General features: G+C 32.0%; 23 protein-coding genes and 1 other RNA gene. 11 read left to right on the plus strand and 13 right to left on the minus strand.

The window, feature by feature from the left end:
* From accA to LS72_RS10750, 4 genes are all read left to right on the plus strand, one after another.
* Complete coding sequence (gene accA / locus LS72_RS03175; RefSeq protein WP_034553618.1) at positions 1-927, plus strand: acetyl-CoA carboxylase carboxyl transferase subunit alpha; 927 nt, start codon at positions 1-3, stop codon at positions 925-927.
* A 33-nt stretch (positions 928-960) separates the two neighbouring features.
* On the plus strand, positions 961-1,128 hold the full coding sequence (locus LS72_RS11535; protein WP_138155005.1) for an NAD(P)/FAD-dependent oxidoreductase: 168 nt from the start codon (positions 961-963) through the stop codon (positions 1,126-1,128).
* A 68-nt stretch (positions 1,129-1,196) separates the two neighbouring features.
* A complete protein-coding gene (locus tag LS72_RS11540) occupies positions 1,197-1,379 on the plus strand; it encodes an NAD(P)/FAD-dependent oxidoreductase (protein ID WP_052087269.1) in 183 nt (60 codons plus the stop codon).
* 66 nt (positions 1,380-1,445) lie between these two features.
* Entirely contained in the window at positions 1,446-1,598 is a 153-nt protein-coding gene (locus LS72_RS10750; protein ID WP_194145539.1) for a hypothetical protein, read from the plus strand.
* Positions 1,599-1,748: 150 nt separating this feature from the next.
* On the opposite strand, the gene LS72_RS10755 is transcribed toward LS72_RS10750, so the two are convergent.
* From LS72_RS10755 to LS72_RS03195, 3 genes are all read right to left on the minus strand, one after another.
* Positions 1,749-1,904, minus strand: coding sequence for a hypothetical protein (locus LS72_RS10755; protein WP_194145540.1), 156 nt, complete (start codon positions 1,902-1,904; stop codon positions 1,749-1,751).
* A 136-nt stretch (positions 1,905-2,040) separates the two neighbouring features.
* Positions 2,041-2,271: a helix-turn-helix domain-containing protein gene (locus LS72_RS03190; protein WP_034553620.1), complete on the minus strand. Its 231-nt coding sequence runs from the start codon at positions 2,269-2,271 to the stop codon at positions 2,041-2,043.
* A 58-nt stretch (positions 2,272-2,329) separates the two neighbouring features.
* Complete coding sequence (locus tag LS72_RS03195; RefSeq protein WP_034553621.1) at positions 2,330-2,557, minus strand: hypothetical protein; 228 nt, start codon at positions 2,555-2,557, stop codon at positions 2,330-2,332.
* Positions 2,558-2,814: 257 nt separating this feature from the next.
* Here LS72_RS03195 and LS72_RS03200 point away from each other — a divergent pair, with 257 nt between their 5' ends.
* Together LS72_RS03200 and LS72_RS03205 are read left to right on the plus strand one after the other, a co-directional pair.
* A complete protein-coding gene (locus tag LS72_RS03200; protein ID WP_034553622.1) occupies positions 2,815-3,033 on the plus strand; it encodes a hypothetical protein in 219 nt (72 codons plus the stop codon).
* A 222-nt stretch (positions 3,034-3,255) separates the two neighbouring features.
* Positions 3,256-6,528, plus strand: coding sequence for a S8 family serine peptidase (locus tag LS72_RS03205; protein WP_034553623.1), 3,273 nt, complete (start codon positions 3,256-3,258; stop codon positions 6,526-6,528).
* A 491-nt stretch (positions 6,529-7,019) separates the two neighbouring features.
* On the opposite strand, the gene LS72_RS03210 is transcribed toward LS72_RS03205, so the two are convergent.
* The 3 genes from LS72_RS03210 to LS72_RS03215 are packed head-to-tail and all read right to left on the minus strand — an operon-like array spanning position 7,020 to position 7,681.
* Entirely contained in the window at positions 7,020-7,211 is a 192-nt protein-coding gene (locus tag LS72_RS03210) for a hypothetical protein (protein ID WP_034553625.1), read from the minus strand.
* Between the two features lie 3 nt (positions 7,212-7,214).
* Entirely contained in the window at positions 7,215-7,355 is a 141-nt protein-coding gene (locus LS72_RS10760; protein WP_194145541.1) for a hypothetical protein, read from the minus strand.
* The gene (locus LS72_RS03215) at positions 7,352-7,681 is read right to left on the minus strand and encodes a hypothetical protein (protein ID WP_034553626.1); all 330 of its coding nucleotides are present in this window, start codon (positions 7,679-7,681) and stop codon (positions 7,352-7,354) included. Before LS72_RS03215 ends, LS72_RS10760 begins: the two co-directional genes overlap by 4 nt.
* A gap of 30 nt (positions 7,682-7,711) precedes the next feature.
* On the opposite strand from LS72_RS03215, the gene LS72_RS03220 reads away from it, so the two are divergent.
* Positions 7,712-8,188: a BaiN/RdsA family NAD(P)/FAD-dependent oxidoreductase gene (locus tag LS72_RS03220; protein ID WP_194145542.1), complete on the plus strand. Its 477-nt coding sequence runs from the start codon at positions 7,712-7,714 to the stop codon at positions 8,186-8,188.
* Positions 8,173-8,265, plus strand: coding sequence for an NAD(P)/FAD-dependent oxidoreductase (locus tag LS72_RS11670; RefSeq protein ID WP_138155008.1), 93 nt, complete (start codon positions 8,173-8,175; stop codon positions 8,263-8,265). The genes LS72_RS03220 and LS72_RS11670 overlap by 16 nt, the downstream gene beginning before the upstream one ends.
* 14 nt (positions 8,266-8,279) lie before the next feature.
* On the opposite strand, the gene hypE is transcribed toward LS72_RS11670, so the two are convergent.
* Together hypE and rnpB are read right to left on the minus strand one after the other, a co-directional pair.
* Positions 8,280-9,302 (minus strand): hydrogenase expression/formation protein HypE, encoded by a 1,023-nt coding sequence (gene hypE, locus LS72_RS03230; RefSeq protein WP_084590142.1) that lies wholly within the window; start codon positions 9,300-9,302, stop codon positions 8,280-8,282.
* A 14-nt stretch (positions 9,303-9,316) separates the two neighbouring features.
* An RNA gene (gene rnpB, locus LS72_RS03235) (RNase P RNA component class A) lies at positions 9,317-9,630 on the minus strand.
* Positions 9,631-9,812: 182 nt separating this feature from the next.
* On the opposite strand from rnpB, the gene LS72_RS03240 reads away from it, so the two are divergent.
* Entirely contained in the window at positions 9,813-11,249 is a 1,437-nt protein-coding gene (locus LS72_RS03240) for a catalase (protein ID WP_034553628.1), read from the plus strand.
* Between the two features lie 142 nt (positions 11,250-11,391).
* On the opposite strand, the gene LS72_RS03245 is transcribed toward LS72_RS03240, so the two are convergent.
* Both LS72_RS03245 and LS72_RS03250 read right to left on the minus strand, forming a co-directional pair.
* Entirely contained in the window at positions 11,392-11,847 is a 456-nt protein-coding gene (locus tag LS72_RS03245; protein ID WP_138155012.1) for an ankyrin repeat domain-containing protein, read from the minus strand.
* 79 nt (positions 11,848-11,926) lie between these two features.
* Positions 11,927-14,017, minus strand: a complete 2,091-nt coding sequence (locus tag LS72_RS03250) for an ATP-dependent helicase (protein ID WP_034553631.1) — start codon at positions 14,015-14,017, stop codon at positions 11,927-11,929.
* Positions 14,018-14,152: 135 nt separating this feature from the next.
* Here LS72_RS03250 and LS72_RS03255 point away from each other — a divergent pair, with 135 nt between their 5' ends.
* On the plus strand, positions 14,153-15,061 hold the full coding sequence (locus LS72_RS03255) for a LysR family transcriptional regulator (protein ID WP_034553632.1): 909 nt from the start codon (positions 14,153-14,155) through the stop codon (positions 15,059-15,061).
* On the opposite strand, the gene LS72_RS03260 is transcribed toward LS72_RS03255, so the two are convergent.
* The 3 genes from LS72_RS03260 to LS72_RS03270 are packed head-to-tail and all read right to left on the minus strand — an operon-like array spanning position 15,058 to position 17,604.
* Complete coding sequence (locus LS72_RS03260; RefSeq protein WP_052087271.1) at positions 15,058-15,750, minus strand: M48 family metallopeptidase; 693 nt, start codon at positions 15,748-15,750, stop codon at positions 15,058-15,060. The two genes, LS72_RS03255 and LS72_RS03260, sit on opposite strands and share 4 nt — an antisense overlap.
* Positions 15,740-16,972, minus strand: coding sequence for a hypothetical protein (locus tag LS72_RS03265; protein WP_138155015.1), 1,233 nt, complete (start codon positions 16,970-16,972; stop codon positions 15,740-15,742). The genes LS72_RS03260 and LS72_RS03265 overlap by 11 nt, the downstream gene beginning before the upstream one ends.
* Entirely contained in the window at positions 16,969-17,604 is a 636-nt protein-coding gene (locus tag LS72_RS03270) for a uracil-DNA glycosylase family protein (protein WP_034553781.1), read from the minus strand. The genes LS72_RS03265 and LS72_RS03270 overlap by 4 nt, the downstream gene beginning before the upstream one ends.
* 150 nt (positions 17,605-17,754) lie before the next feature.
* On the opposite strand from LS72_RS03270, the gene LS72_RS03275 reads away from it, so the two are divergent.
* Positions 17,755-18,918, plus strand: a complete 1,164-nt coding sequence (locus LS72_RS03275) for a hypothetical protein (RefSeq protein WP_034553780.1) — start codon at positions 17,755-17,757, stop codon at positions 18,916-18,918.
* The last annotated feature ends 100 nt before the right edge of the window (positions 18,919-19,018 follow it).

Below are 19,018 nucleotides of genomic sequence, written 5' to 3' on the forward strand. Positions count from 1 at the left end.
TTGCCAACTTATTTGGAATTTGAAACAAAGATTAAAACACTTCAAGAGAGTATCACAACTGCACAGCTTAAAAATGATATTCACGCAATTGAGATTTTACAAAAGGATTTAGATAAAGAAATACATAAGGTGTATTCTAATCTCTCTGATTACCAGAAGTTACAACTAGCACGGCATCCTGATCGTCCTTACACAATGGATTATATTAATTTGCTTTTAAAAGATTCGATGGAAATTCACGGCGATAGGCATTTTAGTGATGATAATGCTATTGTTTGTTATCTTGGGAAAATTGATAATCAAAAGGTTATGGTAATTGGGGAAGAGAAGGGGAGAGGGACGAAAAATAAAATCCAAAGAAATTTTGGTATGCCAAATCCAGAGGGTTATCGTAAAGCTTTGCGGGTTGCAAAAATAGCAGAAAAATTTAATATTCCTCTATTAATGTTGATTGATACTCCAGGTGCTTATCCTGGTGTTGGTGCTGAAGAGAGGGGACAGAGTGAAGCTATAGCGAAAAATTTACAAGATTTTAGTGTTTTAAAGATACCAACAATTTCTATTGTTATTGGAGAAGGTGGAAGCGGTGGAGCGTTAGCGATTGCTGTTGCGGATAGACTTGCTATGATGGAATATTCTGTCTTTAGTGTTATTTCGCCTGAGGGTTGTGCGGCAATTTTGTGGAATGATCCTAGTAAAATTGAGAGTGCGACACAATCTATGAAAATTACTCCAGAAAGCCTTAAAGAAGCAGGCTTGATTGATGCGATTATAGAAGAACCAAAAATTGGCGCACATAGGGATAAGGAGATGGCGGCTAAGAAGATTAAAGAGTATTTTTTGACTTCTTTGCAAGAGATACGAGATGATAAGGATTATTTACAAAATCGTTATAAAAAAATAATGTCTTATGGGAGTTTTCAATAATCCCTAAGATTATCATTGTTGGTGGTGGTGTAAGTGGTTTTTTGTGCCATTTTACTTTTAGAATTAGGATTGCCTATTTATCTTTTTGAGGAAAATAAGAATTTAGGTAAGAAACTTTTAGCAACAGGTAATGGATGTTGTAATATTCATAATACTTATACACACACTTCTTGTTATCAAAGTAGTAGCTTTAATATGTAAGTTATCCCATATATTTTAGAAATTTTAGTTTTTCAGCATTTCAAGAGTATTGCAAACAATTAGGTTTATTGCTTACTCAACAATTAGATGGTAGGGTATATCCAAACTCCCAGAGTGCCAAATCTGTTTTCGAAGTCTTTTCTTTGAGGTTAGAAGGGGGTAAAGTTAGAATCCACTTAGAAGGGGAAGTTTTAAAAATCCATAAGGATTCTAAACATTTTTTTATGCAAAGCACTAAAGGAATCTATTAATATTCTTATGTAATACTTTCTTGTGGAAGTGAGCCATACCTAAAGCTTGGCGGGAGTAATAAGTGATTGGAGTTAGCAAGAAATCTTGGCTTGGAGATATTGACTACTTATCCCTCATTGGTTCCCTTAAGTCTTGATATTTATGGCTTAAGGGATTTAAGTGGTGTGAAATTGAAAGTTAAAATAACCCTAAAGGTTAATGGAGTTTATAGGGGATAAAGACCATCCATTTCAACATTATGTTCTGCAATATTCGCAGTATCGGTAATATAAAGAGTGATTCCAAAATCTAAATTATACTTACCTTCAGTGTGTGTCCCCTTCTCTTTAAAATCTACGATTGTAGGTTCAACGCTCTGTATTTTCTCATTAAATCTTTGCCAAAGATTTTTTTTGCCCCTGTGTCATCTTTGTAGTATAAACTCTATCGATAATTCCAAAGCTAACTCTTCTTTCATAATCATTAATGTATAACATCACATCTCCATTTTTCTTTCTATATGGATTTACTTTAATCTTATTCATCTCTTTTTCCTTATCTTTTGGATTTAAAACACTTTATTTGTGTTTAATGTTATAATTTTAACATATAAAAAGTATAAAGTCAAGATTTTTTCGTTTTATTTATGTTTTTTGATAAGAATATAACACTTTTAAAGTGTTATTTAGCGAGAATTGCTTTAAGTGTATAGAAATCTTGTAATTGTTCTTTGAGTTTTAAATTTTCAAGATAAAGTTGTATCGCCTTTTTTAGTGGCTCACTAAGGTTTTCTTGCCTTGAGGAATTATTAATTGCACTCTCACTATACCCAATTCTCTCCCCTAGCTCTCTATAAGTAAGCCCTAGTTCTTTACAAGTCTTTTTAATGAGATTATCACTATTTTTTGCCATTTTTATCCTTTTTAAAATTCTATTTAGAAAGCCTTTAAAAGCTTGTTAAATATAAGATTCAAGACTTTAACTCTTTGTTCTTTTTCCATTTTTTAAGCCCAATAATTACCTTTTGGGCTTCTATAAGCGATAAGCTTTCTAAATACAAAGGGAGTCTGCCAACAATGCGTTTAATAAACTTTCTTAATCTTTTATTTGTGCCTTTTGCAAAAACTTTATGGATTCTTATTTTGTGATGCAATATTGAGTGTTTGCTTAAAATTTCTTTATCATATTGGCTGCCCAAATCTCAGCATGGCAAATTAAGCTTATAGCTATTGCTTATTCTACTATTTTCTCTACAAACAGCAGTTTTTATCTATCAATTCAGATATTTTGTTTTATCCATTAACCTTTTCTTCAAAAATCTCTTTATAGTAGAATCAGATAAAAAACTAGAATCTTAAAAATCAAAAAGATTAAAGGGTAGGGTTACTGCATTATTGAAGCGATGATTACATTGTTTAGCAATACCTATAAAATAATTATCAAAAAGGAGATAAAATGAAAAAAATCTTTATGTTATTACTCTTTGCTTTTATTTCTTTAGAAGCTACCACAGAATGTAAAGATGGGAAAGAATGCTTTGAAAAAGCTTGGGAATTTTATAAGCAAAAGGGTTTTAAAAAAGCGAATGAGTTTTACCAAAAGGCTTGTTATTTGGGCTACACTCAAAGCTGTTCTATTCTAATGAACTTTAATAACTTATGGTTAAATGCTTAATAATCTAAACTCATTCACAATACACAAAGGCAAGATAGCAGTTATACTTGCAACTGCTAATCTTTGTTGAAATGATACCAACGCATAAAATCTCATTACTCTTTATTCCCAATAATTAAAGTAAATATAAAATACAAAAAAATTGATAAAAGAATGTTTTATGAAAACCTTAAGTAAAAAGCCTCTACAATTCATCCTCTCAAAATTTAATAAAGGGATAAAATGCGATTCTTAATTATTCTATCAACTTTCTCATTGATAGCAGTTTTTGCAGATGACACAAGAAACTCTAAAACTTGGAATTTAATTAACGCCCATGAAGCTTATAGACAAGGCATTACAGGCAAAGGAGTAAATGTCGGCATTGCAGATAGCCCCTTAAATAAAAACCACATTAGTTTAAGAGGTAAGGTAGGTGGAGAACTACTATCTAATCGATCTGATCCATGGCATGGAACTGCTGTAGCATCTCTTATTGCTGGAAATAAGATTGACAACTTTAAGCCCTATGGTGTGGCTTATGATTCTGTGCTTTATTCTTATCAGGCCACTGGTGGTCGTGCTCGTCCTGTTGGAGACTTTTTTACAAAAAATGGAGTGAAAATCATTAATGCTAGTTGGGGTTTCCCTCGCAACAGCTGGGTTGAACGCCAACAAAGAACTCCGCAACAGGCTTTAAATGCGGCTAACACAGTTGGTGCCGCAACGCATTTATATAATCTAAGTCGTAATAATCAGACATTGCTTGTATTTGCTTCTGGAAATGAAACATTAATCAGCCCACAAATAATTGCTGCCGTTCCAACTTATGATGAAAATTTACGCTCCATTATTAATGTTGGCTCTTTAAACCCCGATCTTGTTTTTAAACAAGGAAATAAAATAAGAATAACTGCCAAAGGGACTCAAACCAATGGCAATGTATTTTTAAAAAGTGAAAATTATTCCTTAATGGCTTTTGGGGCAAATATTAATTTTGCTTATGCTGTCAGAGGACACAATTGGGGCTATGTCAAAGCAAGTGGAACTTCAGTTGCAGCTCCTATGGTGAGTGGTGCGGCCGCACTAGTAGCACAGAAGTTCCCATTTTTAAATGGTAAGCAAATCGCAGATGTTTTATTAAGCACTGCTAATAAAGATTACCAAGCCCCTAAATTGGTAGTTAAAAGAAGTTACGAAAACTACAGGAAGTTTTCAATCGCTTATATTGATAATACCCCACCAACAGATGACGAAACCATCAAGCGAGATTTAATGGCAGAGGGCTATACAGCAGCTGAAGCAACAAATATTGTCAATAATCTTGTTGAGAGCAATGCACAATATGGTAGGGTTTTTCAAGTATCTAAAGAAACTATTTATGGGCAAGGCATTTTAGATATAGGTAAAGCTATAAAAGGTCCCTCTATTTTGGATGCCAATAGGCTTAATTTGGGAGATATTCAAGAATTTGGTGGCAAAAAAGAAGCCTATTATGTTGTCAATACAGGAAACTATGATGGACATTTTGAAAATGATATAGGACAAAAGAAATGGGATGATAATCTGCATTTGATAAATGCCTTAAATTCACCAAGAGAACAAATAAAAGACTTGGATGTAGGGCTTATCAAACAAGGATCTGGGCATTTAGTCCTTACAGGGAATAATAGCTATCGGGGAAATACTATTATACAAGAGGGTAAGTTAAGCCTTCTTAAAAGACAGGATAGAAGCGGTGGTGTTTTAGATTCAGATGTCTTAGTTTCACAAGGTGCAATCTTTGCTGGAAATGGGACAATTAATAAAGATGTTTACAATGTAGGTACAGTTCGTGCTGGAAATGGAGACCTGCAAGACTTAAACGTTTTAGGCTCTTATACGCAAAATAAAGACGCTCATCTACAACTTGAATTTGGAAATACTAAAAACTCGAAACTTATTGCAAACAATTATAATATTAATGGAGGATATTTAGAATATATTCCTATACCTGCTTTCTATACTAATGGACATTCTATAAAACTTGATTTGGGTAACTTAGCACAACATATCAATAATTTTGATTATGTGAAAGTTTTACAAAATAATAGTATGGAATTTGCTATTTTAGCTTCTGATAATGTCAGCATTAATAAACGCGGAAAAGATGGGCATATAGAGCCTATTATGATAATGAATAATCCTAATGGGCGTAATATCGTATTTGAGCTTCAAGTGGCTAATAAAGAGATGTTAGCTAGTATTTTAAAGCAAATGGAAGCTTACAAAAGCTCACAAAAAGGCAAATTGAGAATTACAACTAGCGACAAAACTATTAATCATTATCTCAATACAAGCCGTGTTGTTAGAATAGTCCCTATAATAAAACCTCAAGCCTATGCGGAGATTGAAAATGATACTACGGCAAGTGCTTTAAGAAACATTAGAGGAAGAGATGATTTAAGCGATATTTATAAGAATCATTTTACTGTCTTAGATTATGTCAATTCAAGTGCACAAAGCAAAGGTTTATCTAGCATAGAAAGCTTAGATGGCTTAAAAAATATGACAGAAGTTTATACGCAATATTATCAAAATATCCATAATAATTTTATCCTTGCACTCAATCAAAGCTTCACACAAGATTATTTAGCTCAAAACACTAAAAATGATCCTGTTTTACTTGCCTCTCTTGGTGCTTATGATTTTTATCCTCTTCTTGATGAGCAAGAGCAAAAAACTTCTATGTTTTATATAAGCCCACGTTATAAGAAAGTCTTTGGCAAAGATTATAACGGGAATCTTAAAAATATAGGTTTGAATGTAGGCTCAAAAACCGCAGAAAATGGCTATGGTATTTTCAATTTTAGCGTCTTTAACTCTAAGCTTAACTTTAATTATTCAAACCTCAAAACAGATGGGGGAAGTGCATCCTATAATCATAATCTCAAATTAGAACATTTCAATGTCATTAGCAGTGCTTCTTTGGGTGTTTTTAAAAACTATATGCAGAGGACAACTTTCCTAAGAGATAGTAATATTGAAAGCTCTTATTATAGTTTTTTAGGTTCAGCACAACTTGGTTTATCTAAGGATTTTGATGTAAATTCTTTTAGATTAACTCCTTTAGCTTATTTTAATTATTCTCATCTTTTCCAAGAATCATTCAAAGAAAATCAAGCACCTTTTTCAAAATCTTATGATTCTATTAATCACGATAGCACCTCTCTTGCTGCTGGTTTAAATGCTGCATATTTAGTCAAACATAGTGCTTTTACAAATCAATTTTCAACTTTTGCAATTTATGAGCATAGATTAAGTGGTAAAAATCTTCGATTAAAATCTAATTTTAGAGATTTTTCTGAATTTCCACTAGAGCAACACTATCAATTACCAACAACACTTGTTAGTCTAGGTGCTGGCGTAGATTTCTTCTTTGATAATTCATTTTTCACTAGTTTTAAAGTTGTTAATGAATTTATAGAAGATCAATATAACCTTAATCTTTCAATGAATGTTGGTTTTAAATTTTAAATAACAACCCTAAATGGGTTTGTTAAATCTCGCTCTCTCCAACAAACAATCAAGTTTTATCATTTTATAGTATTAATTTACTTTGTAGATTTATTTTATAAATACCGATGTACGTTTAGTCGCTTATTAAATTCTTTTATGGTAAAATTAAAATCCATTTGCACTCTCTCTACACCCTGCAAATATCCTACACTTTTAGATAAAGATTTGGTGATTCTATTATAAAAAGTGCTTCGTAACAAAGCCTCTTTTGTTATTGCATATTTTCCACTAAAGAGCAACCAAGCGGAAATGGTAATACAATCTAAATCTTTTTCAGGATAGGATTCTAAAATTTCTTTTACATTTTTTGATTCTTGTGGAGTTAATTTTTCTTTTGATTGAATCTTTAGGGCTATTATTCTCTCTAAAATCTCTTGTGTAATGGGGTATGATCTAAGCCTTTCTTGGAAATTATCAAAATCATTCCAAATTACACGATTGTTTGGATACTACATTTTTAGATTATATGCGATTAATCCACTCCCACCAAAGACATCTAAAAAAATCGTATCCTTTGAAATTGTAAGCGTTTCTAAACAAGCCTTCAAGGGTTTTAACATTCTTGTTTTATTGCTCATAAAAGGTAGGGGTGGTTTGCTGAAGTTTGGGATTTGTTGTGTTTCAAATAGGCTTTCTTGCATTTTTTAATCCTTTTGTGGTAGAATTGTTGCACTTAATCCAAAATAGCCGTCTGCACGGGAGCGTGTTAAGGGATTCGCCATCTCTGAAAGGGTTATGGTTAGAAATCGGCTTCTAGCTGTTAGGTTTGGGGTTGGCAACCTCATATTTTTTTATTTCCCTTACTTAAACTCACTAAAAACACTTCTTCTTTATTTTGCGTTACTTTAAACACAGCTTTATAGTAACTCCCAAACTTACTAAAATAAACAATATGATTTTCCTTGCTTTCTTTTACCTTATACACATTGGTATCTCTGATTAAAAAGGGCAATAAAGAATAATCTAAAAGATTTATCTCAGGGTGTCTCTCTAAATGCTCTTTTAAAGTCGCTTGGCTTAGCAATAATCCATTCGTCTTTGCACCTAGTTTTTGCATAATCTCTTGTGGCAATTTGGCTAAAGTAATTTTTTCAAGTTTGCCTTCTTGCAATGCTTTAATATTTTTGTAGCCTTTTTCTTTTTGAATTTTAAAAGAGTTCCCAAAAAAGAAGTTTCTGATGATTTGCTTTTCACTGCTTATGGGGTTTTAGGTTTTGGTATTTTAGATATTTCCTCTCAAGTAGAAGAATTACAGGATAATGTTTTAATTGTAGATTTTTTGCCTAATTTTGACGAGATATTTTTAGAACAAATGGTGCTAAAACTCCATAAGAATTTTCCGCAAAGATCGTTATTGCAAATATTAAATGGTTTTTTGCCTCCTAAATTTGTTAAAGTTTTTATTGGGGTTTTAAACATAAAGCAATGTGATAGAAAAAGCATTAAAAAGCTTATTTTTCACCTAAAAAATTGGGGGCTTAAGAATCCTAAGTTGCAAGGCTTTGAAAATGCAGAGGTTAGTGGAGGGGGAATAAGTGCTAGTTCTGTAAATATTGATACTTTAGAAAGTAAAACTATTTGTGGGCTTTATATTATGGTGAAATGCTTGATGTTGTAGGGGATAGAGGAGGCTATAATTTAGCTTCTGCTTGGGCTAGTGCTAGAGTATGTGCGGAATCTAAAAAGATTATATAGCAAACTTTTTAGCATTAGCAAATCCTAGGGAGCAATTCTCCGCTAGGATATTCTAAGAAACGTTTTGAGCCATAATCTGTTTGTAAAATTACGGATTTTGGGTGATGATTATGGGTATAGCCTATCATTTGTGCGTTTTTACCATTTTGTGTTTTATGTAAAATTTCTAGAGCTTTTTTAGAATCTTCTTTGGCAATGCTTAAAACACACATCCCCTCATTGGCTAGATTATAAGCTTCAAATCCTAAAAGTTCACAAATTCCTTTGACTTCATCTTTGATTGGGAGTTTGTTTTCTTCTATAGTGATTCCAATATTAGACGCATTTGCCCATTCGTTTAAGACGCCCGCAATACCACCTCTTGTTGCATCCCTTAAAGCATAGATTTTTATATCATTTTCAAAAAGGGGTTGTAACATAGGATAAAGTAAGGCGCAATCACTTTGTAAGTTACTTTGCAAATCTATCCCCTCACGCGTAGAATAGATAATTGCCCCGTGGTCGCCAATATCTCCGCTTAAGAGTATGGCAGTATCTTCTGGAATCTTAAAAGCACTTAAGTTAGGGTAAAGGACTTCCCCAAAAGCTGTAGTGGTAATAAAAATTTTATCTAATGCCCCTTTGGGTAGAACTTTAGTATCTCCTGATATAAGTTTTGCTCCACTTTCTTTTAGGTACTTGCTAAAAGATTCTAAAATTTTTTCTAAATCTTTTATTAAGAATCCTTCTTCTATCATAAAACTAGCGGTGAGATATTTTGCTTTAGCACCCATCATCGCTATATCATTACAGCTCCCACAAACTGCAAGTTTGCCTATATCACCCCCGGGAAAAAACAAAGGAGAGATGGTATAGCCATCGGTGCTAATTGCCATTTTGTTTTTTATCTCACCTATACCCGCATCTTCCCCCATTCCTACTATAGAACCTTTTAGGTGTTTATAAAAAAGCTCTGTAATAAGAATTTGGGATTGAATACCACCGCTTCCGTGAGAGAGTTGGATATTTGAGCCTTGGAGAGATTTTTTTTTCATCATAAAAACCTTTATAAAATTTAGGTGTAGCTATAAGCCGAGTTCTGTTTATGTGGTTATTTATCTTGTTTTTAATTTGCATTAAAAATCTAGCAAAGGGCTAAAATTTGGGATATTAACCTTGCCCTTTTTGCTACGGATTGGGTTTGCAAAGCAAAATGTATTACTACATTTTCGGTAGGCTCTTACCCTACCTTTTCACCCTTGCTATTTAGCGGTTTGTTTTCTGTTGCACTTTCCCTTAGATTGCTCTAGCCATTAGTTAAATGGAATCCTATCCCAAAGTAGCTCGGACTTTCCTCTTTTAAAAAGCAACCACTCACTACACCTACAAGAATAATTTTAGCAAAAATGTAATAAATGAAGTTTTAATTTTGGCATCTTTAATAAAAAGAATTTTGTAACTAAATTTCAAAATATTTATTGATAATAATTTTCTTTTAATAAAAATATGATATATTTATGGAGTAATTTTTCTATATAAATTATAAATAATAATTAAGGAGATATTCAATGAGTAAAAAATTAACAACAGCAACGGGAACACCATTAGGAGATAATCAAAATTCTATTACAGCGGGTAAAAGAGGACCTACACTCTTACAAGATACTTGGCTTTTAGAAAAATTAGCACATTTTGACAGAGAGAGAATCCCAGAACGTGTAGTTCATGCTAAGGGAAGTGCTGCTTATGGTGAATTAACAATTACTAATGATATTACACAATATTCCAAAGCAGATATTTTTAGCTCTGTGGGTAAAAAAACAAAAGCATTATTGCGATTTTCTACCGTAGCGGGCGAGAGAGGTGCAGCAGATGCAGAACGCGATGTGAGAGGATTTGCTTTGAAGTTTTATACTAATGAGGGAAATTGGGATCTTGTAGGTAATAACACACCCGTTTTTTTTATTAAAGACGCAGTGAAGTTTCCTGATTTTATACATACCCAAAAAAGAGACCCTAAAACGAATTTAAGGAGTGCCACGGCTGCTTGGGATTTTTGGAGCTTACATCCTGAATCTTTGCACCAAGTAACCATACTTATGAGTGATAGAGGAATACCGCGAAGTTATAGGGAAATGCATGGTTTTGGTAGCCATACTTATAGTTTCATTAATGCTAAAAATGAGCGATTTTGGGTGAAATTCCACTTTAAGAGTATGCAAGGAATCCATAATCTTACCAATAGAGAAGCAGAGGAAATTGTTGCTAAAGATAGAGAATCTCACCAAAAAGATTTATTTGAAAATATAGAAAAAGGAAATTTTCCTAAATGGAGATTCTGTGTGCAGATTATGCCAGAAAAAGATGCAGCAAACTACAAATTCAACCCCTTTGATTTAACGAAAGTTTGGTCGCATAAAGATTATCCGCTTATTGAAGTGGGGATTTTAGAGTTAAATAAAAATCCAGAAAATTATTTTGCAGAGGTAGAGCAAGCAGCCTTTAATCCAGCTAATGTTGTGCCAGGAATTGGATATAGTCCTGATAAAATGTTACAAGGGCGACTTTTTAGCTATGGGGATACACAAAGGTATCGTTTAGGTATTAATCATTCTCAACTTCCTGTTAATGCTTCTATTGCACCGGTAGCTAATACCCATAGGGATGGATATATGCAAATGGGTAAATATGGCGGAGAGAGAAATTATAACCCAAGTTATTATGATGATTACAAAGAAGATACCAATGCTATTGAGCCACCATTACACATACAAGAAGGTGATGTAATGTCTAGATATAATCATCGTGAATATGAAGAGGATCATTTTAGTCAAGCAGGAGATTTGTATCGTTTAATGAGTAGTGAGCAAAAAGAAGCATTGTGCCAAAACATTAAAGAGGCAATGGAGGGTGTTCCAGCAGAGATTTGTAAGCGACAAATTGAGCATTTCACTAAAGCTGATCCAGCTTATGGCAAAAGGGTAAAAGAGCTTTTAGGTCTATAAACTTGTAGAATCTCATTGAGATTCTACAAGTAAAGCTTAAATCTACCACCTTATCTTTTAAAACCTTAAAACCCCCCCGCAAAATTTTATAAGCTCATTGTTTAGGATTATTGTAGTGCAGAAAATAATTGTATGAGGTGTCCTAGAAGCTTATCCATAGCTTCTTAAAGAGGCTGATTTTTTTATTAGAGTATTGTTTGAGAAGTTTGATAATCTCTTTTTTGCGAAATAAAATAGCAAAATCATAAGGAGTCATTCCCATAGGGTTTTTTAAATCTGGGTTTGCTCCATTTTCAAGCAATAATTTTGCAACTTCTACATATCCTTTAAAGCACACTCCAGAGAGTGGTGTTAAATTTTTATCATTTGTTTTATCAACTTCTGCTTTGTATTGTAGAAGTAATTTAACACATTCTATACTATTATGATAGCTTGCAAGCATTAATAAAGAATCACCTTTGTGGTTTGTAAGGTTAGGGTTTAATCCATTTTGTAAAAGTGTTTTTAGAGATTGGTAGTCATTGTTTCTTGCCATATCAAAAGACATCGCACAAAGTTCTTCTAGTTTTTCTTTTTCTTGGGGTGTTAGTTCCATAATTATCCCTCCTTAAGATAGCAAATTATACCAAAATACTATGATTATCATAAGATGAGATTAATTGCAGAGGGTTTAGGTGTTATACTTTCTTGACATAGCTGCTTAAAATATTGCGTATAGAACCCCCAAAGTTTATTTTTAATTTTGTTTCTTTGCCGCTTTTGGTAATTTCCAAGATTCTTCCTGCACCAAAAATTTTATGGAAGATACAATCCCCTTTTTTAAAGTTACTATCATTTTCTAGAGTTTTTAATGAATATTTAGAATTTTTGGGGTAAATAACTTCACATTCTTCTAAAAATCTAGAGGGTGAAATATTGGCACGATTGCCTTTGTAAAATCTTGAATCTACATAGCTTAAATAAAGCTCTTTTTTTGCCCTTGTGAAAGCAACATAGCCTAATCTTCGCTCTTCTTCTAAATTACTATATTCTTTAATCATAGGGAAGAATCCCTCTTCAAGCCCGATGATAAAAACATAGTCAAATTCTAAGCCCTTACTAGAATGCACGCTCATACAATTTATGCCTTTGATTCCTTTAGATTGTTGCCGCATTTCTACATCTTCTTGGTCGCTTCTTAAAGCTAACTCATTTAAAAAATCTTCTAATTCCATAAGGGGATTATGTTTGTGATATTCTCTATAAATTCCATAAAATTCTTGGATATTACTCACTCTTTCAACTTCTTCATTGCTTTTATTAAAGGATTCACAAAACCCTATTTTAGACTCAAAAATATCAAGAAAATCTTGAGGGGAATCTTTAAGGTATTTTTGCAAGGATTCTAAAGTATTAAAAAACTCTTTTAGGTTTGTTAGGGTTTTGTTCCCTAAGAGTGTTTCTAGGGTTACATCCTCTTTGTATAGCTGATAAATGCTGCAACTTTTTGCTTTTGCAAGAGATTTTAGTTTATCTATGGTGGTTTTGCCAATACCTCTTTTGGGTTTATTAATAATTCTCATTAAAGAGAAATCATCGTGGATATTGGTAAGAACTTGAAAATAACTTAAAATATCTTTGATTTCACTGCGTTCATAAAAGCGGATAGTACCAACTAAGGTATAGGGGATTTTTTCACGATTAAATCCCTCTTCTAAAGAGCGAGAGAGTGCATTAAGTCTAAAGAGTATGGCAATGTTTTGTGCTTCCACTCCATTAGCTAAAAGCTTTTTAATGATTTTACAGAGATTTTTTACCTCCTCTAACTCATCACTACTGTGTAGAATCTCAACAGCCTTTCCTTCTTCTAATGTGCTTCTCAGAATTTTTCCTAAACGTTCTTTATTTTTAGAAATAAGGTTATTAGCAGCTTCTAAGATTTTTTTGCTAGAGCGATAATTTTCTTCTAGTTTAATCATTTGGGCATTTCTAAAATGCTGTGTGAAGTTTAAAATATTTTGGATATTCGCACCACGCCAGCTATAAATACTTTGGTCATCATCCCCAACAACACAAATATTTTGGTGTGTAAAGCACAGATGTTTTAAAAGTAAATATTGAATCTCATTTGTATCTTGGTATTCATCAACCATAATATATTGGTATTTATGGCTAATTTCCTTAGCAATTTCTGGAAATTTTTGGAGAATTTCAAGTGGCAAAAGTAGTAAATCATCAAAATCAACTCTATTATTTTGTAAAAGAAAATCTTGGTAGTCTAAATAGATTTTTGCGATTTGTTTATAAGTTGGGCTATAAGCATTTTCTATAGCTTCTTGTGGGCTAATTTGGGAGTTTTTATAGCGGGATATTTCACTAAGTAATAAAGGTATAGGGAATAGGTTGTTATTGAATGTTTTGAGGATTTTTTTGGTATCTTCTCTATCAGTTAGCGTGAAATTATTTTTACGCTCTAAGTAGTGAATATGAAACTTTAAAAATAATAGCCCAAATTTATGAAAGGTGCAAAGCAGTGGAGGGTGAGGGGTAGTATTTTCTATCATATCTAAAGCCCTTTTTTGCATTTCAAAAGCGGCTTTATTGGTGAAAGTTAGCGTAAGGGTATCACTAGGCGGAATTCCAATTTCATCAATTAAATACGCAAGCCTTGTTGTAATGGTTTTTGTTTTGCCACTTCCTGCTCCTGCTAAAATAAGCAATGCCCCCTCTATGGTTTTAACGGCTTTTTGTTGGGAGGGATTGAGTTGTTGTAGAAGTTTTTTTTGCATAAGTAGCCTTGTAAAAAAGTTACAAATATTTTAATAAATTATAACAATAAAGTATTAATATTTTATATAATAATGATGTTATGATATACTATATATATCTTGGTAAATTTTTTGAGTTCGGGGGGGGGGGCGTTTATGTTAAGAGATTTTGAAAAATTACAAACTTTTATGATTGTGGCTCAAGAGAAAAGTATTTCAAAAGCTTCTATGAAAGTAGGCATCTCACAACCAGCAGTTACTCAGCACATTAAAATTATTGAATCTTATTTTAATACAAAGATGATTTATCGTAAGAAAAATGGAGTTTTGCTTACAAAAGATGGTGAAAGTCTTTTTTGGATTTTAGTAAAGCTTAATAAGACTTTAAAGGATTACCAAAAAGAGATGGTGATGATGATTAAACGTTGTGAAACGATAAAAATAGCTTGTTCTTACACCGTTGGAAAATTTATCTTACCTCAGTGTTTTACAGAAGTTAAAAGTAATATTTATCCTAATATTGAACATTATGTGGCGACTTCTGTAGAGGCTATTCACGATTTGCAAAATAAGAAATGTGAAATAGCTATTGTAGAATCCCCTTTCTTTAAAGAGAATATTATTTATAGGGAATGGCTTGAAGATGAATTGGTTTTAGTTTGTAATAAACCTTTAGAGCGAATTGTTAAAGGGGAAGATTTGTATTCCTATAATTGGGTTGGTTTAAATCCTCAAACGCAAACTGCAAGGATTATAAAAAAGCATTTAGATAAATTATCCATTAAAAGTGATAAATTAAAAATCTCATTAGAATTTGATAAACTCTCTGAGATTAAAGATTTCTTGATTTCTCAAGTAGAAGGCAAAGACATATATGTTGGTTTTTTACCTTATTTGCATATTCAAAATGAATTGAAAAACAGGATGCTTTATACTCGTAGCGTAAGAGGTTTAAAACTAAGAAGAAAAATGTTTTTAGCTTTTCCAAAACATAAAAAGAATGATTCATTAATTAAAAATATTAGCCATCATATTATCTTTAATACTGCAATTTCAATGTATTAATTTTTAAAAATTCTTTTATAGAGATAAAGATTGAAAGAATGATTTTTCCTAAACCATAAATGGATATTTTTAGGGTTTTTATCATAAGTTAAAACAAGATCCCAAAACTCTTTTTGGTGATGTGGATATTTGATATGTGCTAATTCGTGTATAACAACAGAATCAATGAGTGCTTTTGGAATTAAGCTAAGTTTTAAGCTAAAGCGGATTTTGTGAGACTTGCTATAGCAGCAACCTAGTTGTCTAATACTTTTTCCATAGGTGATTTGGCTAGGATAGAGATTCATTAAAGAGCACCAATGTTGAAGTGATAGTTGGATATAAGAGTGGAGTTCTTTTTGGTAGAATTCCTGCAATTTAGTTTTAATGGTTAAAGAGGGTGTGGTAGTGGATATAAATTCCTGCCAGAGTTTTTGAATAGAAGTATCTTTAAAGTCAATCCATTCGCCAAAAAGGAATATTTTTTCTTCTAAGAGGGTATAGGTTATTTGACTTTGGAAATTTATTTGGGTAGCAATCCACTCTTTGTTGTCTTGTAAGAAATTTAAACATTCTTTCTCACTAATATGTTTGGGGGCTGTTAGTAGGAGTGTAGAAAAATCTTTAAACCGCAAACGCAAATATTTGTAATTACGATTTTTGATAATTTTGAGATGGCAATTAGGAGGAACAATATTTTTAATATTCATAGTTAATAGGAACAAATCGATTATTTTTAGGGGTTAATATATCAATTTTATATTCTACTTGATTGTTTTTTATGGCTTCTTTGAAATAGGCTTTGGCATTAGGAATATTTTGTAAGTAAAAGTATTCAATCCCATAAGCAGTAGAATAGTTAATCCAATCATATTCTAAATCTGCATTGAGTAATTTTGCTTCTTCAACAAGTAGTGAATCAGACTTTGCAATGGAGTTTGCAATATACATATTATTCCTATCTTTTTCTTGAGTAATAGAGAGGAGGCTTGGGTTATAATTAATTTGTGTAGAGTAGATACCATTAATCTTTATATCATTATAAGTAATTTGTGAGAGAATAATACTTGAATGTGTGATGGGGGTATTGAGAAAAATTTTTGAATCTTTAAGTAGGGGTTGGATAGTCTTAATTTCTTTAGGGAATGTTGTAGCGCTCTTAGGATTAAAAGCATTAGAGTAAATAGTGCCTAAATTGTATTTTAGGACATATTCATTCATTTGGCTTCCAATATAACCTTCATCATAGAAACTTATAACTTTTGTGGAGTTGGGATTTAAAGCAGAGAGTTTTTCTATTTGTTTCTCATAGCTAATGCCTCCATAGATAATATTTGGCATAAGCGGTTCTGTAATTTGAGAGGAATGTACGCTAGGGATATAAATAGGTATTTGGGTTTTTAAATGATTGATATTATTAGCCCCTACATAGGTTAATATGGCTATGATTTGCTTATACCCTTTAGCTGTAATTGTATTTATAGTATTTTCTAAATCCTCTAAGGATTCGCTTTTGCTATCAAAAACTTCAAAATTAAAGGGTTGGTTACGATTAAATAGGTAGCTTAAGATAACATTGGTCGAAGAGATTGAATATCGCCCAATAGTTTTTTTAGGAAAGAGTAGGGCAATTTGGATTAAAGCGGATTTTTGAATATCTAAAAAATAAGGAATAGAGGCAATTTCTAATTCCATTGAGAGAGATTTTGCATTGGTAAGTAATTCTTCATTGGTGTTATTTTTATTAACATTGGCTAAAAAAGAGAAAATTTGTCCTTTTTGTAAATATTCTTTGAGGCAGGCTTTAGAGCAGGTTTGAATTTCAATGTTGAGAATTTCAGTTTTTGGTGTGGGGAGTGGGGAAGGGTATTTACCAGCAGCTAATATTAAACTTGGCAATAGGCTTAATAATAATGTTGTAAATAATCTCATAAATATCCTTTAAGTGTTAGAAATTCTTGGTGTGCTTGGATTTTTAATTGTGGTTGCCTTAATAGTTGGGTTAAGGAAAAAGTCGGAAATAAAAGAAAGTCTCCCCATTTTAAGGGTTTTCCCTGTAGGTTTTCATAAGGTGTTTTGTTGTCGCAAAAGAACTCATAAACTTCTTGTCCTAACAAAACAATAAGCTTATTCTCTGAAAATTCTAATTGCTTGAAAAGATAGCTTTTGCAAGATTGGTAGCATTGGTGTTGAGAGATTTTAGGTATCTCACATTTTAAAAGTGACAAGATTGATACTTCTTTTAGAGAAAGTAATAAGACATTTTCAATAATTTTTTTTAGCATTTGTGAGTTTTTGGAGGTAAAACGTAGTTGTATATCTAAAATAGGATTTAAACTTAAAAAAGTAATTTTAGATTTTAGATTATAAAGTCCTATATGAGGTATAGACGATTTTTGTGGACAGAGTTGGCATTCTTGGATAAGTTTTTGTAGGTTTGCGGGATTGTTAATTTTAAAAGAATCTTGAGTATATATTGGAGGTTGGGGATTACAATATTTTACGCCTAATGCTCGGAGTAAATAGAGTTTTTTTAAGGTTAAAAGTGTGTGAAGTGTTTGCACAAGAATCCTAATTTTTAAAATAATAAAATTTAAGAAATTATAAAATAAAAAGATTAAAGGTAGATAAGGAAATAAGAGGAATGTTTTTTGCTTGTTTATGTGTAAAGGAATTAGAAATTATCAAAGGATAGAGTATATAGGGAGAAACTAATGTATTCTGTCGATTCTAGAAGTGGATATGCTTCTTACGCTAATGGTTTTAGCGGTGATAGAAATAATCAACTTAGTATAACTTCTTTTGAAGATAAATATCTTCAAAAGAAGAAATTTATTCAAGAGGCTCTCCACAACTCTAAGGGGGAGGGTGTTGCTTTAGCAAATGCTACAAATAATGTTGTAGATAATGCCTTAAAAAAGGGTAGTATAGATTCTAAAATAGATGGGTTTAGTTATCATCAAACAAATTCTAATAATGCCCTACTAGAGCCTATACAAACGCAAGAAAATAAAGAGGCTATTAAGAATATTTTTGAAAAGTCTTTTATCGCAACTAATGATTCTAAACCACAAAATATAAGTGAAGAGATATTAAAAGCTTATAATCCTTTAGAGACAAAGGGTGAGGATATTCCTCAAAATGCAGTGAGTTTTGTAGATGAAGTGAGTGGAAAAACTATTTATGTTCCACTTAATGAAGCAAACGCTAAACGATTAAATGAGAAATTTGGAAGTTTAGAGAAAGCAAATAGCTATGTAAAGGGTTGGTATTATGATGCTGCTTATAAGGTGGGTTATTTAAGTGGGGATAGTGATGGGAATGGAAGCATTAGTATTGATGAGGGTATTCATTTAAAGAGTCTTGTTTCAGTTATAAACTCAAAATATTATTCTATTGCAGAGAGCATACCAGCAAGAGAGGAAGAGCAAAAAAGATTTTTAGAGCAAATAGGCTTTATTGATAATTTAGCAGATTTTATTAACCACTCTATTACTCAAGATATTAATTTAGATGGTGATTTAAGTCTCAAAGAGGTAATGAGTGGAGATAATGAAATGGTGTTATTTGTCGCTAAAAATTTGCATACCTCAGAGATTACCGATATTTTTGTGATAAAGCATTTCAATTTTTCATCAGCGGGATTTAGTTTTGATGACTTTCTCTTAAATCTTATTGGGAATAATCAAGGTAGTATCAATGTAGATGAGAAAAAAGATATAAGTTTAGAGACTATAAAGGTAGATGAGATTGATAAATGGATAAGAGGTGCTAAAAAATCTAAGGACAAGAAGCATTTAAGCTTCCTAAGTAGTGCAGAGCAAACGAAATTATTAAAAGCTGATGCAATTTTAGTGAATTTGTTAAAGAGTAGTTAAGTTGGATTATAAATCTTTAGTTGTAGAGATTATAGTATTTTTGTTAATAATAGGAATTCTCTTACTCTATAAAAGAAAATTAAAAGATTAATTTTTCTTT

It is taken from the genome of Helicobacter apodemus (assembly GCF_000765745.2).
Taxonomy (GTDB): Bacteria; Campylobacterota; Campylobacteria; order Campylobacterales; family Helicobacteraceae; genus Helicobacter_D; species Helicobacter_D apodemus.

Coding starts and splice junctions, on each gene's coding strand:
- LS72_RS03265 (WP_138155015.1), bottom strand. CDS start 16,972: ATGAGATTATTTACAACATTATTATTAAGCCTATTGCCAAGTTTAATA.
- LS72_RS03255 (WP_034553632.1), top strand. CDS start 14,153: ATGTTAAGAGATTTTGAAAAATTACAAACTTTTATGATTGTGGCTCAA.
- LS72_RS03200 (WP_034553622.1), top strand. CDS start 2,815: ATGAAAAAAATCTTTATGTTATTACTCTTTGCTTTTATTTCTTTAGAA.
- LS72_RS03250 (WP_034553631.1), bottom strand. CDS start 14,017: ATGCAAAAAAAACTTCTACAACAACTCAATCCCTCCCAACAAAAAGCC.
- LS72_RS10755 (WP_194145540.1), bottom strand. CDS start 1,904: ATGAATAAGATTAAAGTAAATCCATATAGAAAGAAAAATGGAGATGTG.
- hypE (WP_084590142.1), bottom strand. CDS start 9,302: ATGATGAAAAAAAAATCTCTCCAAGGCTCAAATATCCAACTCTCTCAC.
- LS72_RS03240 (WP_034553628.1), top strand. CDS start 9,813: ATGAGTAAAAAATTAACAACAGCAACGGGAACACCATTAGGAGATAAT.
- LS72_RS11670 (WP_138155008.1), top strand. CDS start 8,173: ATGCTTGATGTTGTAGGGGATAGAGGAGGCTATAATTTAGCTTCTGCT.
- LS72_RS10760 (WP_194145541.1), bottom strand. CDS start 7,355: ATGAGGTTGCCAACCCCAAACCTAACAGCTAGAAGCCGATTTCTAACC.
- LS72_RS03205 (WP_034553623.1), top strand. CDS start 3,256: ATGCGATTCTTAATTATTCTATCAACTTTCTCATTGATAGCAGTTTTT.
- LS72_RS03275 (WP_034553780.1), top strand. CDS start 17,755: ATGTATTCTGTCGATTCTAGAAGTGGATATGCTTCTTACGCTAATGGT.
- LS72_RS03190 (WP_034553620.1), bottom strand. CDS start 2,271: ATGGCAAAAAATAGTGATAATCTCATTAAAAAGACTTGTAAAGAACTA.
- LS72_RS03210 (WP_034553625.1), bottom strand. CDS start 7,211: ATGCAAGAAAGCCTATTTGAAACACAACAAATCCCAAACTTCAGCAAA.
- LS72_RS03260 (WP_052087271.1), bottom strand. CDS start 15,750: ATGAATATTAAAAATATTGTTCCTCCTAATTGCCATCTCAAAATTATC.